Origin of the sequence: Agromyces sp. Soil535, assembly GCF_001428255.1 — a bacterium.
GTDB lineage: Bacteria > Actinomycetota > Actinomycetes > Actinomycetales > Microbacteriaceae > Agromyces.
Genome location: NZ_LMRW01000024.1, coordinates 1 through 12,105 on the forward strand (window position 1 = coordinate 1; position 12,105 = coordinate 12,105).

Here is a 12,105-nt window from a genome sequence, read left to right on the forward strand (position 1 = left end):
CCCCCCGTCGGGAGGCTAACGCGCCCCACGGACACGGGCAGGACATGCGATGGAAAGCGACAATACGCTCTTTCACGATTCGCGATGGTGCATGCGTTCTGCATGCCACCTAACAGATCGACAGTCATCCATCTAACAGATGGACGATGTTCCATCCTGTGGATGGACGAAACGGAAACTCTCGCTCCTCTGATGGTTCGATTGGACAGGGGCGAGATCGACATCGCGCCCCTTTACTTGGCATTCGGTTCTGAGCCGGCGGGACCTGTCCCCAAGGGCACGCGGAATTCGCGAACCATCCCCAACTGGCGCGCTTCCAGACTCCCGCGACGACGCGTCGCGTAGCTTCCCCTTCACACACGGAACGGGGAAGGCCAGCATGATGTACCGACCGCACTACGAACGCCTCACGGATCCGGTAGACGTCGGAAGCGCCGACCGACCAGGGGAATTTCCGCCAGATGACGAGACGGTCGATGTGGCCGGCGTCGAGCTTCCGCCCGGCAGGTCGCGTTACTACACCCGCGACGGGACGACGACCGGCATCCGACTGGGATGGGAGACTGCCGAACCGATCGACGATGCATACCGGGTCTGGCTCTCACTCGTACGTGTCTTCTCGACTACTGGCCTCTGGCCTGTCGTCGGGCGTCTCGGCTATGGAACAGCCCGTCCTTGGGAGCAACACCATCATTGGAAGCGAGAGACCGCCCAAGACCGACCGAACACGATCGAGCGGGTTCTGGCCGAGGCCTGGGACGGCCAGGCGTGGTGCGATGCCCGAACCGGAGCGCGGCTTCCGGAGACCCGGCCGCCCTTCGGTGGACTGGCGCCGGGAACGGCGGAGACGGGCACCAATCTGTTTCCATCGACGGATGCCTGGTGGTACCGCCCGGGAGTGATCACGCTGATCGCGGTCAAGTATCCGTGGGAAGCGCCGGGCGTGGGCGGCTGGGATCTCGCCCTGAACCAGTCGCTGATCGGTGCGGACTTCTCGGCCGTCCTGAAGTCGTGGCAGGAGCGGTTCGGTGCGCACATGCTGTCGGCCGCCGAACTCGTCGTCACTCGACCCCCGCAAGACTCCGATCAGGCGGTGCGGCTCGCCGAGGAACACCGGCTCGTCTGCCCGTATGACAGCCAGTTCCATGACCCCGATGAACGCCCGGGCGAATACGCGGATGGACTGATCGGCTCGACGCGATGGCAGTTCTGGTGGGATTGAAGCGCTTCTATACTTCCGCCTTGCGGTAGGTAGAATTGGAGCATGGCATTGAGCATCAAGAGCACTGAAGCCGAGCGACTCGCGCGCCGGCTTGCCAGCGCGACCGGCGAGAGCGTCACGGGGGCGATCACCGCCGCCGTCCGCGAGCGGCTCGAACGCATCGAAGCGAGTTCCGGCGAAGCAACACGCGCGCGTGCCCAGCGGCTCTCCGCAATCGCGGCCGACGCGGCCCCACGGTGGACGGAGGCGCTCCGCGTGGCCGACCACGGCGACCTTCTCTACGACGAGAAGGGGCTCCCCCGGTGATCGTCGACACGTCGGCGCTCATCGCCATCCTCCGTGGAGAGCCCGAAGCGGAGGCGCTCGTGGACGCGCTGGCCGGCTCGACGGGTACTTCGATTTCGGCGGGGACGTACCTCGAGGCATCCATCGTGGTCGACGCGAACCGGGATCCCGTGCTCAGTGCGCGTTTCGACGAACTCGTCGAGGCGGCTCGGATCGAGATCGCGCCGGTCGATGCCGTGCTCGCCCGGGTCGCCCGGCAGGCCTACCGGGACTACGGGAAGGGCAGCGGCCATCCGGCGGCCCTGAACTTCGGCGATTGCTTCTCGTATGCGCTCGCCCGAACAAGTGGCGCGGCACTGCTCTGCAAGGGAGACGACTTCGTGCATACCGACATCCGTACGGTTCCCTTGGAGCGAGCGGCCGGAAGCGGACCGTCGCTCGGATGAGCGGGCGTCAGTCCAGATCGTGTCGATCAGTGCCGGGCTGTGTCGGCCGCGTCGAGCTTCTCGAGCAGCCGCATGCAGGTGCGCCAGGTGCGCACGGTCATCTGCTGGAAGATGGGCATGCCCATGAACCGCTGGATGCGGGTCTTCGTCGCGCGCGCCGCCACACGCGAGAAGTAGATCGCGCCGGGACCGGGCGCCACGGAATCGACTCCCTCGCGGAGCTCGGGCATCTCGGCGAGCGCTTCCTCGGAGGTGAGCGGGTGCTTGAGGAAGAAGATGTCGCTGCGCAGCTTCGGCGATCCGTGATCCGCGGGCGCGGCATCGATCGTCTGGGCCAGCTCGTCGCGTGACCGGATCACGACGCGCAGCGGCGTCCCGAACCGCTCCTCGAGCATCGCCTCCACCTCCGCCTCGAGCTTCGGTCCCTTCTCGTGGTCGGCGCTGAACAGCACATTGCCGCTCTGCAGGTAGGTGCTGACGTCCCCGTATCCGGCGTCGCGGAAGCACTCGACGAGTTCCGGCATGCGGATCGGATTCCGGCCGCCGACGTTGATGCCCCGCAATAGGGCGACGAACGAGGAGCCGGTGCGCGCGGCATCCGCTGACTTCTTCTGAGCGGCCGCGGTCATGTGCACATGGCTACCAGACCGAAGCGGATGCCGCGACTGGCGCAACGTGGGCCGCGCGGGTCAGAGGCCGGCACCCCAGTGGGCGAGCCCCGCGCCGATGTTCAGCAACGTCGGCCGAGATCGACATCACGACGAATCCGTCGTCGGAATGATGACGCGACCCGCCGATCCGGTAGCGAAGTACCCGAAGTACCGAAGTACCGGCAGTTTCGAGACCGGACTACGTCGCCTGCCACGCATGAGATGGGTCGGCATCGCGGCGAGCGCGGCGCGCCGCCAGCGGCATCCGCCCGTAGGCTTCGAACGCGGGGGAGGTGCCGAATGACGAAACGGATGCCGAAGGCGCTCTACGAGCGAGAGCTCGCGGCGCTGCAGGCGAAGCTCGTGGAAATGGAGGCGTGGGTGCAGCAATCGGGCGCGCGGGTCGTGGTGATCTTCGAGGGGCGGGATGCCGCGGGCAAGGGCTCCACGATCAAGCGGGTGTCGGAGTTCATGAACCCGCGCGTCACGCGCATCGTCGCGCTGCCGACGCCGAGCGCCCGCGACAAGACGCGGTGGTACTTCCAGCGGTACGTGCCCCACCTGCCGGCGGCGGGCGAGATCGTGCTCATGGACCGCTCCTGGTACAACCGCGCCGGCGTCGAGCGCGTCATGGGGTACTGCACGAACGATGAGTACAACCGGTTCCTGCACCAGGCGCCGATCTTCGAGCGGATGCTTGTGGAGGACGGCATCATCCTGCTGAAGTACTGGTTCAGCGTGTCGGACGTCGTGCAGGAGGAGCGGTTCCGGTCGCGCCTCGACGACCCGATGCGGCGATGGAAGCTCAGCCCGAACGACGTGCACTCGATCACCAAGTGGGAGGACTACTCCCGCGCGAAGGACACGATGTTCGTGCACACCGACATCGCCGAGGCGCCCTGGTACGAGGTCGAGAGCGACGACAAGCGGCGCTCGCGCATCAACATGATCGCCCACCTGCTGTCGAAGGTCCCCTGGCAGCATGTCGATCCCGAGCCGATCGTCATCCCGCCGCGTCCGGAGTCGACCGGGTACGAGCGGCCGCCACGGGAGTGGATGAATGCGGTGCCGGACTACGCGCAGCAGCTGATCGACGGCACGGCGTCGGTCGACTGAAACGGACTCGCGCACCTCGTGCCGGCCGCCCCCGACGACTCACTCAGTGATCAGTCGTTGTCCTCCAGCAACTCGGTGATGGGTTGCTCGAAGATCACGTCCTGCAACCCGAGCAGGTCGCGGATGCCACCGGTGACGGTCCACGCGATGCCGTACCAGGTCCACCCGGTGCCCGAGTACCGCCTGATCCGGATCGTGTACTCCTCGCCCCGACGAGCGTCGAACTCGGCGACCTCGTAGCTGTTGTCCCACGACTGGCTCTGCGCCACGAGTGATCCGTTCGAGTCGTAGACCTTGAGGTCGAGGTCCTGTTCGAGCGCTGATGCGATGGGGATGGTGATGCCGAAGAGGGAGAACTCCTTCACCTTGCTGTCCCAGGCCAACGCGACCTTGACGTGCCGTGGGCCCAGGATCCAGGCGGGAACCAGGACCCGGTACGTGAAGTCGGAGTCGCCCACGCGGTCGAAGTCGTCGTCGTCGAGGACTCCGACGTCCCATCCGCGGCGCGTCGCCGCGGAGTTCCGTGAGCGACGCTCCTGCACGATGCGGTGCGACTCGAGTGCGTTCACCGCGCCCGACCCGTCGGAGGCGTCGACGCCCGACGCGACATCGCTCCACCACGTGGCGTCGGAGACGTTCCGCGTGGCGCCCGCGAGCAGGATGGCGCGGCATCCTTCCGGCCATGAGCGCAGGAGCGTGTCTTCGCCTTGGAGGAGGGCGGCGATGCCCGCGACGGCCGGCGAGGCGAAGCTCGTGCCGCTGTCGCTCGTGCCGACCGCCGCGACGCCCGTGCCGTTGGCGCCGATCTCGGGGAGCTCCCGATCATCGTGCGATGAGGCCGGATTGCGGAACACCGACGTGCTCGAGATCGCCGACGCGTCGTCGTTGTGGTTGGCCACGGCGAGGCTGTTGAAGCCCTTGTGGTTGACGTACTCGTTGTCGTCGTCGCTGTTGCCCGCCGCCTGCACGATCGTCGGGTACGGCGGCCGCAGCACGAGCCAGTCCTTGTAGATGTCGTCGAACGACATTCCGCTCGAGGTCTGCTCGTCGTCGCGGTGGAAGCTCTGGTTGATCACCGTGCAGCGCTGATCGACCACGGCCCAGCGGAGCGCGTCGAGGTCGTAGGAGTTGGCCGAGAAGAGCGTGCAGCCGGGGGCGTGCCCGTTCGGGTTGTTCGTCTGGGTGTTCCTGATCACCCCGTGCACCAGGCGGGAGTGGGTCGACATGGCGCCGGATGCATCGTAGGTCCCCGCGATGGCGAGATTCGTCGTCGAGTCCGGCCCCCGTTCCCAGACCGCCACCCGGATGCCGCGACCGCGGGCACCGAGGGCGTGCACGTCGTCGCTGTTGGAGATGGCCATCGAGTCGTCGAGATCGTCGAACCCGCGCGGGTCGTACAGGAAGACGCCGGCGATCCGCGGGTTCTCCTGGAGGCGACGGATGCTCGCCTTGTCGAGACGGGCGTAGACGACCGGAGCCAGTTCGTCGGCACGCGCCTCGATGCCTTGCTTCGACAGGTCCTCGCGCAGCGCTCCAGTGGCCTCGCGAACGGCAGCGGTGACCCGGTCGCCGACCGACTTCGCCCTCGAGTCGTCGGGCGCATCCGGGGACTTGTCGCCGGGGTCGAGCACGTCGTCGGTCTGCGCCCAGATCGCCACCGACACCTTCTCGTCGTCCGAAGCGCGCCGGAGCACCCGATCGAGATCCTCGTCCAGCTTCCCGAAGCGCTTCACCCGAGCACTGAGGATCTCAGCCATCATCGCGTCGGGATCGATCCGCTCCCCACTCGAGTCGAATGCGAAGGTGCGGGGCTTCCCGGTCTTCCGATCGCTGGCCTTCATCAGCTCGATGTACTTGCCCTGTGGCCGATCGTCGAACAGCGGCATCCGCTGCACCTGCCAGCGGTCGACGCGGACTCGCGTCATGCTCTCGACCACGACGTTCGCCGGGACGCGAGCCGCGGTCCTGACCAGCCCGAAGCGGATGCGTCCGCCCGTGGAGATGCGCTTGTCGCCGCTGGTCAGCTCGTCGACGGCGAACTCGTACGATCCGGGAGTGGCGTCGTCGGACGGCGTCCACGTCACCCGTTTCCGGTCGCGGCTCACCTGGAGCGTGCCGGCGAGCCCCCGCACTCCGACGGCGCGTTCGACGCGCTCCCGATCGACGGGCTCCGACGTCTGCATCACCACCTTCGCACCGGTGAGCAGGATCTCGTCCGGGACGAGGTTGATGCTCTCGACTCCAGCGATCATGATGGACCTCCTGAGTTGCTCGATGGCAGGCGCTCGCATCGAGCCGCGTCGCGCGGATCAGCCGCGGTGCGCCGAAGGCCGACCGGCGGAGTCCGAGCCGGCTCGAGAGGTGACGTCCCCGTACACAGTCGTACTCGCGTCTTGCAAACCTGACAAGTCCTCACTTTGCGGGGTAGGCGTGCCCGAGGTCGGCCGCGCTGAGGGAGAAGGGAGACGTGATCGCAAGAAAGTACTCCGGTCTCTTCGCCGGGGCGTAGGGTCGACCGCATGGACGCCGTCGAGGTGGCCGGCCTTCTCATCGCGTATCGCCGGGCCGGTTCCGGAACCCCGCTCCTCCTCATGCACGGAGCACTTGAAGACTCACGCATCTGGGGCGCCGAGTTCGATCGATTCGCGACCCACGCCGACGCGATCGCCTGGGACGCGCCGGGATGCGGCGGTTCTGGTGACGTGCCCACGTCGTGGGACGAGCATGACTGGGCGAGCGCGGCCGCCGGGTTCATCGAGGCACTCGACCTGCGCCGACCGGTCATCGTCGGCTTCTCCCTCGGATCGGTTCTCGCGCTCCTGACCGCGCGCGACCACCTCGACCTGATCGGTGGGCTCGTGCTCATCGGCGCCTACGCCGGCTTGGCCGGCTCACTCGGGCCGGAGATGCTCGCCGAGCGCATCCGCTCCGTCGAGGCGACCATCGACCGCCCGATGAACGAGTGGGCTGAGGGGTTCCTCGACTCCGTGTACGCACCCGGTGCGGACCCGCGACGGCGAGAACTCGCACGCAGCCTGCTCGCCGACTGGCGACCCGCGACCACGAGGGCCGTTCTTCCGGTGCTTCAGCTCGACCTCCGTGCGGCGCTGCCTGCGATCACCGTCCCGACGTTGGTCGTGCGCGGAAGCGAGGACGCGCGGAGTCCGCGGTCAGCGTCACTCGCTATGACAGCCGCGATACCCGACGCGCGCTTCGCCGAGATCGAGGGCGCAGGGCACGACTGCGCAGGCCCCGAGCTCGATGCACTCGTGGCGGAGTTCATCGCCGAGCGCACCTGAGCGCCCACCTAGCGTCCGAGTCGGTAACGTTCCTGACCGATGAGACCCTGCAGGAATGCGGCCCGGTTGAGGACATCAGCTCGCTGTGCGGCGTTCCACACCGGCACGTTCTCCACGTACGAGAACCCACCCGCGAAGATCGTCACGGCGACGAAGCCCTGCACGCGCGTCTCGCGCGCGAGCAGGAAGAGCAGGCTCAGCAGGAAGAACCAGATGAAGATGACCACCATGACGATCGCCCACGTGGGCGTGTGAGTCGTGGTCGATGTCTGGTCGCTCGTCGTGACGTTGACGTCTGCGATCGGCCAGGTGCCAGCGGGTGTCACGACATGATGCTGCGTCGCGTGGAGGTTGCCGATGGAGACCAGAAAGGGCGCCGGCTGCGGCGCGGCGTGATAGTTGGCGATTGTCACGAGTCCTGAGAGTATCGGCGAATCCTTCCCCGAACCCGGCCCATGCCAGGCGTTGCAGCGGCGCGTCAGACCCCCATTTCGGGGGCACTCGTGGCTGACACGCGAACACCGTCACCGCGGAGCAGATGCCGGAACGGGGTCGAGCACGAAGAGGCGTTGCAGGTGCGCTCGCGATAGCCATCCACCGTCTGTCGCGCGGGCTTGTCGGGTTCGCCGGCGGTTGCCGCGTCGGGAATGGCGCTGTACGTGGCATCCGTCCATCTAACAAATGGACGAAACTCCACCTAACAAATGGACGACGTTCCATCTCACAGACGGACGAAGTCAGGACCATCTCTTCTCTCATATCTTCGGGCTTGTGTGCGGGTCCGCGATCTCGTCGGCACTTCGGCACTTCGGCACCGCCAAGAGCAGAGTGGATGTCACACGCCTCGCCTGCGGCCTCCGCCGACGTGGGTACCAGATCACGCAACTGGAATCGACTGCGCGGCATCCGCCCCCGCGAAGGATGCGAGCCGGCGCGAGCCGGAGCGTCAGCGTCAGTCGGGTCCGAGTGCCTGGCGCGCGTAGCGGTACTTCTCCACGAGGCGCAGCTGCGTGTCGTAGTCGAGACGGCGCAGGCGCCACCGCGCGGTGTTGTCATCGATGTCGGCGAGCTTCACGCGGCGCGCGACTGGATCCTGGCGAATGGCTGCGTAGTACTCGTCGGGACTGATGTCCGGGGTGCGCGTGAGCAGCTGCACGACGTCGATCACGTCGGGCAGCACTCCCGCCTCGAACAGTTCCTGTGCGGTGACGGGGGTGTCCTCCAGCACGTCGTGGAGCCACGCGGCCGCGGCCTCGACGGTCTGGGTCACCGGGTCGAAGCGCTCTGCGATCCGTCCGGGATGGTCGATGTAGGGAGCCCCGCTCCGGTCGTGCTTGCTGCGGTGCGCCACGAACGCGATGCCCTTCGCGAGCGCCACCTGAGCAATCGCGTCGACGGCCGAGATCGACGTGGCAGATGGTGCCGTGCCGGCATCCGGGGCATCGTCCATCACGGATGCCGCGGCGTCATCGCGCTCGAATGTCACCGTCGTCGACTCCATCACCATCTCCTCGAACTCCTCGGTCATCAGGTCGTCCACCCCGTCGTCCTCCGCTTCCTTCGCCGCCACCTCGCTCGCGACGTCGACCGGGACATAGGTCGCGCGGTGCGCGGGCGGCGGGTCCGCCTCGGTCTCGTCGACTTCCGCCTCCGCCTCGGCCTCGGCCTCGGCCTCGGCGATCGGATCGCGCCCGCGCACCGGCCGCACGAATGTCAGCTCGACCTCCAGCTCGCCGAGCTCGCGCTCATCGAGCTCGAGCATCGAGCGCGTTCCGCTCTCGCGGCGCCGCTCGAAGGAGGCCTCGTCGACCTCGATCAGGCGCGCGCCGTCGCGGGTCGTGAAGTACCGCCGCCGTCCGGCGTCGGTGACGGCCACGATGACGGCGTCGTAGTCGCCGCTCGGCTCGAAGCTGCTCAGGAAGTACCTGCGACGCTCGGGCAGCGGATGCCGCGGCACCTCGATCGACGGGCCCTCGAGACGCCGCGCATGCGCCCCCGCATGCGTGCCGTCGACCGGATCGGCATGTCGCGCGAGCTCCGCCGAGGGCGCGCCGAAGCCGGACACGTGCTCGTCGTCAGCGGGGGCGGTCACTCGGGCTCCAGGGGGCGGCCGATCCGTCGTGTCGGCGGACCGGGTCGGTGCGGTCGCGGGTGCGGAATTCGGATGCGGCGGGCGGGGCACCCACGCAGTCCGATGGTATGGCGAACGACCGGTCGCCGCAGCCGGGTGCCCCGGCATGGCAGAACTTCGGCGGGTGCCGACTCGCAACCGGCGACGGCGCTGCGGCTCCGGGGCATCCGTAGGCACGGGCAGGTCGCGGGGCGTTGCCGCGCGGTGGCGGCGGGAGTAGATTCCGCACCGACTGGAGTGCAGCGTTTCGCAGGCCGAGGAGGCGATCGAAGTGGCGGATGGAGACACGGGTCTCGAATCGACGATCGAGATCACTGGCGGCGACTACCCGGAGATCATGCGGATCGTGGCGTCCGACGGAGAGGTCGACACGTACCTGGAGAGCGCCGGCATCGCGCGGGACGTGTTCGGCGACGACACGGATTCGGGATCGACGCTTTGCGAGAGCGAGTGGGCGGCGCTCGGCAGTTCATTGCTCTACGCCGTGGAGGTCGGCGAGGTGACCGGAGCGTCCGAGTCCAACGGGACGATCATCGTGCCGATGTCGGCAGTCGTCTCGCTGATCGCATCCTTGACCGAGGTGAGCAACGAGGGCCTGCGGCTGGCCGACTGCCTGGAGGGCAAGGACCCTGACGCTGCCGCCCGACTTCGGGAGACGTTCGAGCTCCTCGGCTTGGACGACGACCGACTCCGGCGGGCGGTCGAGGAACGGTCTGCCGGCGCCTGAACCCAGCGTGCGCAACCGAACGTCAGTCGACGGGGATGACCCGTCCGGCGTTCGCCGCCACCCACTCCACCAGCGGCAGCATCCGCTCCATCAGCTCCCGCCCGAGCTTGGTCAGCGAGTACTCCACCCGCGGCGGCACCTCGGGGTACGACGTGCGCTCCACGAGCCCGTCGGCCTCGAGCGTTCGCAGCGTGGAGGCGAGCATCTTCTCGCTGATGCCCTCGACCTCGCGGCGCAACTCGCCCCAGCGGTGCGTGCCGTCGGTGAGCGCCAGCAGCACCAGCACGCCCCACTTGCTCATGATGTGATCGAGCACGACGCGCGTGGGGCATCCCTCGGTGAAGACTTCTCCAGACTTCTCCCGGATCTGCGCAAGACTTACCACCATGTGGGTACCTTACCTGAAAGTGGGTACCGAATCGAGGGAAGGTAGGCGGGCGGCATCCGGTTGGCCCTCGGTGAAGGCACACCGAAAGGACCACCATCCCATGACCATTCTCGTCACCGCCGCCTCCGGCCAGCTCGGCCGCCTCGTCGTCGACGCGCTGCTCGCGCGCGGCGCCCAGCCCGCCGACGTCGTCGCAGGCGCGCGCGACACGTCGAAGCTCGCGGATGTCGCGGCACGCGGCATCCGCACCGTCGAGCTCGACTACGCCCGCCCCGACACCATCGCGGCCGCCCTCGACGGCGTCGACACCGTGCTGCTCATCTCGGGCACCGAGTTCGGCCAGCGCGCCGCGCAGCACCAGAACGTGATCGATGCGGCGAAGGCCGCCCGCGTCACGAAGCTCGTCTACACGAGCGCCCCGAAGGCCACCACCGCCGACTTCGCGCTCGCCGCCGAGCACAAGGCCACCGAGGAGGCGATCGCCGCAGCGGGCGTTCCCGCCGTGATCGTGCGCCACAACTGGTACACCGAGAACTACGCAGCGGATGTCGCGCGCGCCGCCTCGACCGGCACCATCGCGGCATCCGTGGCCGACGGCCGCGTGGCCAGCGCCTCCCGCGCCGACTTCGCCGAGGGCGACGCCGTCGTGCTGCTCGAAGACGGCCACGTCGGCCAGGTGTACGAGTTCGGCGGCGACGTCGTGTGGGACTACTCCGAGCTCGCTGTGGTGGCGTCGGAGGTCGTCGGGCGCTCGGTGGAGTATCAGCGACTCACGACGTCGGAGCACGTGGCGGCACTCGAGTCGGCAGGGTTGGACGCGGGGACGGCCGGGTTCGTGGCTGGGATCGATGACGCGATTCGGCGCGGGGTTCTCGGGGATGCCGATGGGACGCTGTCGCGGCTCATCGGGCGCCCGACGACGCCGCTCGTGGAGGGGCTGCAGGCGGCCGTGCCGTCAGCGCTCGTCTGAGCCGACGATCGCCTCGAGCGCGACGGATGGCAGCGCGATCCATCCCTCGCGGTCGGCCTGTTCACGGAGGTTCGGCGGCACCGAGTGGGTGCCGCCGACCGCGTGGGCTCGCGTGATCAGGGCAGCGATGACCGCGTCGAACGCGTCATCCGAGCGGACGAGGTCGCGCTCCGTGGATCCGAGATCGAGCCATGGAGCCCGGTGGGTGAGGTCTTCGAGCGCCGCCTCCCGAACGGTGGGATCCGTCTTGTAGTTCGCGCGGTTCATGCCCCAGATGCGGAGGGCCGCACCGGGGTAGACCTCGACCACACGTCCCGAACCGCTGCGATGGATGGGTCCGAGCCGATCGGAGATCGCGTCGAGCAGCGCGGCGCAATGCATGGCGGTGAGTCCCAGCCGATCGGTCGCGACACTGAGTGGGCTGCGGCCGGTGCGACCCAGGATCTCGCGATCGGTCTCGCGGTAGGCGAGCCGACGTCGCCAGTCCATGCCGCTGTCGCGCGACAGGTCGACGCGCTCCCCCTTGGCGTGGCGACCGACGAACTCGACGAAATCGTCGGGCCAGCCGAAGGCGCAATCGATGCCGATCGCATCGACCTCCGCAGCGATGTCGACGATGAGGTCGTCGGATGCCCCGAGCACGAGTCGCTCCACGAACGCGCGTCCCGGTTCCCAGCGGATGACCGCGACCGCGGTCTTCTTCACGTCTGCGGCGAGGTCGACTCCGGCGGTGCGCACCTTCGAATCGTAGGGGGCGCAGTTGCGGTTTCATCCATCAGCCGGAGGACGCGCATGACCGTGGTGATCGTGCCCCGGGCGGCCTCGCGGGCCGGGGCATTCGTGTTTCGTTCCCACCGTCGGTGCCGAAGTG

Annotated in this window: 13 protein-coding genes; 7 read left to right on the top strand and 6 right to left on the bottom strand. The window is 68.1% G+C overall.

Going from position 1 to position 12,105, the window contains the following annotated elements; genetic code table 11:
• Positions 1-379 precede the first annotated feature (379 nt).
• From ASG80_RS15215 to ASG80_RS15225, 3 genes are read left to right on the top strand one after another with little or no spacing between them, the layout of a single operon-like run.
• A complete protein-coding gene (locus ASG80_RS15215; protein ID WP_056732210.1) occupies positions 380-1,222 on the top strand; it encodes a DUF4253 domain-containing protein in 843 nt (280 codons plus the stop codon).
• A 42-nt stretch (positions 1,223-1,264) separates the two neighbouring features.
• Positions 1,265-1,528 carry a type II toxin-antitoxin system VapB family antitoxin gene (locus ASG80_RS15220; RefSeq protein WP_056732211.1) on the top strand — a complete coding sequence of 88 codons (264 nt, stop codon included), beginning with the start codon at positions 1,265-1,267 and terminating at the stop codon, positions 1,526-1,528.
• Positions 1,525-1,953, top strand: a complete 429-nt coding sequence (locus tag ASG80_RS15225) for a type II toxin-antitoxin system VapC family toxin (protein WP_056732213.1) — start codon at positions 1,525-1,527, stop codon at positions 1,951-1,953. Before ASG80_RS15220 ends, ASG80_RS15225 begins: the two co-directional genes overlap by 4 nt.
• A gap of 26 nt (positions 1,954-1,979) precedes the next feature.
• Here the strand turns inward: ASG80_RS15225 and ASG80_RS15230 are convergent, their stop codons facing one another.
• Positions 1,980-2,582, bottom strand: a complete 603-nt coding sequence (locus ASG80_RS15230; RefSeq protein ID WP_056732214.1) for a DUF1697 domain-containing protein — start codon at positions 2,580-2,582, stop codon at positions 1,980-1,982.
• A 321-nt stretch (positions 2,583-2,903) separates the two neighbouring features.
• On the opposite strand from ASG80_RS15230, the gene ppk2 reads away from it, so the two are divergent.
• Complete coding sequence (ppk2, locus tag ASG80_RS15235; protein ID WP_235508350.1) at positions 2,904-3,719, top strand: polyphosphate kinase 2; 816 nt, start codon at positions 2,904-2,906, stop codon at positions 3,717-3,719.
• A gap of 50 nt (positions 3,720-3,769) precedes the next feature.
• On the opposite strand, the gene ASG80_RS15240 is transcribed toward ppk2, so the two are convergent.
• Positions 3,770-5,971, bottom strand: coding sequence for a S8 family serine peptidase (locus ASG80_RS15240; RefSeq protein ID WP_056732216.1), 2,202 nt, complete (start codon positions 5,969-5,971; stop codon positions 3,770-3,772).
• A 267-nt stretch (positions 5,972-6,238) separates the two neighbouring features.
• Here ASG80_RS15240 and ASG80_RS15245 point away from each other — a divergent pair, with 267 nt between their 5' ends.
• Entirely contained in the window at positions 6,239-7,018 is a 780-nt protein-coding gene (locus tag ASG80_RS15245; protein ID WP_056732221.1) for an alpha/beta fold hydrolase, read from the top strand.
• Between the two features lie 8 nt (positions 7,019-7,026).
• Here the strand turns inward: ASG80_RS15245 and ASG80_RS15250 are convergent, their stop codons facing one another.
• Entirely contained in the window at positions 7,027-7,431 is a 405-nt protein-coding gene (locus ASG80_RS15250; protein ID WP_056732223.1) for a hypothetical protein, read from the bottom strand.
• 539 nt (positions 7,432-7,970) lie between these two features.
• Entirely contained in the window at positions 7,971-9,110 is a 1,140-nt protein-coding gene (locus ASG80_RS24165) for a hypothetical protein (protein WP_200952589.1), read from the bottom strand.
• Positions 9,111-9,420: 310 nt separating this feature from the next.
• Between ASG80_RS24165 and ASG80_RS15260 the strand changes: the two genes are divergently transcribed.
• Positions 9,421-9,876: a hypothetical protein gene (locus ASG80_RS15260; protein WP_056732225.1), complete on the top strand. Its 456-nt coding sequence runs from the start codon at positions 9,421-9,423 to the stop codon at positions 9,874-9,876.
• A 22-nt stretch (positions 9,877-9,898) separates the two neighbouring features.
• Here the strand turns inward: ASG80_RS15260 and ASG80_RS15265 are convergent, their stop codons facing one another.
• A complete protein-coding gene (locus ASG80_RS15265) occupies positions 9,899-10,264 on the bottom strand; it encodes a helix-turn-helix domain-containing protein (protein ID WP_056732227.1) in 366 nt (121 codons plus the stop codon).
• Positions 10,265-10,364: 100 nt separating this feature from the next.
• On the opposite strand from ASG80_RS15265, the gene ASG80_RS15270 reads away from it, so the two are divergent.
• Positions 10,365-11,234: an SDR family oxidoreductase gene (locus tag ASG80_RS15270; RefSeq protein WP_056732229.1), complete on the top strand. Its 870-nt coding sequence runs from the start codon at positions 10,365-10,367 to the stop codon at positions 11,232-11,234.
• On the opposite strand, the gene ASG80_RS15275 is transcribed toward ASG80_RS15270, so the two are convergent.
• Positions 11,220-11,972: a DUF429 domain-containing protein gene (locus tag ASG80_RS15275; protein ID WP_056732231.1), complete on the bottom strand. Its 753-nt coding sequence runs from the start codon at positions 11,970-11,972 to the stop codon at positions 11,220-11,222. The genes ASG80_RS15270 and ASG80_RS15275 overlap by 15 nt on opposite strands.
• Positions 11,973-12,105 lie beyond the last annotated feature (133 nt).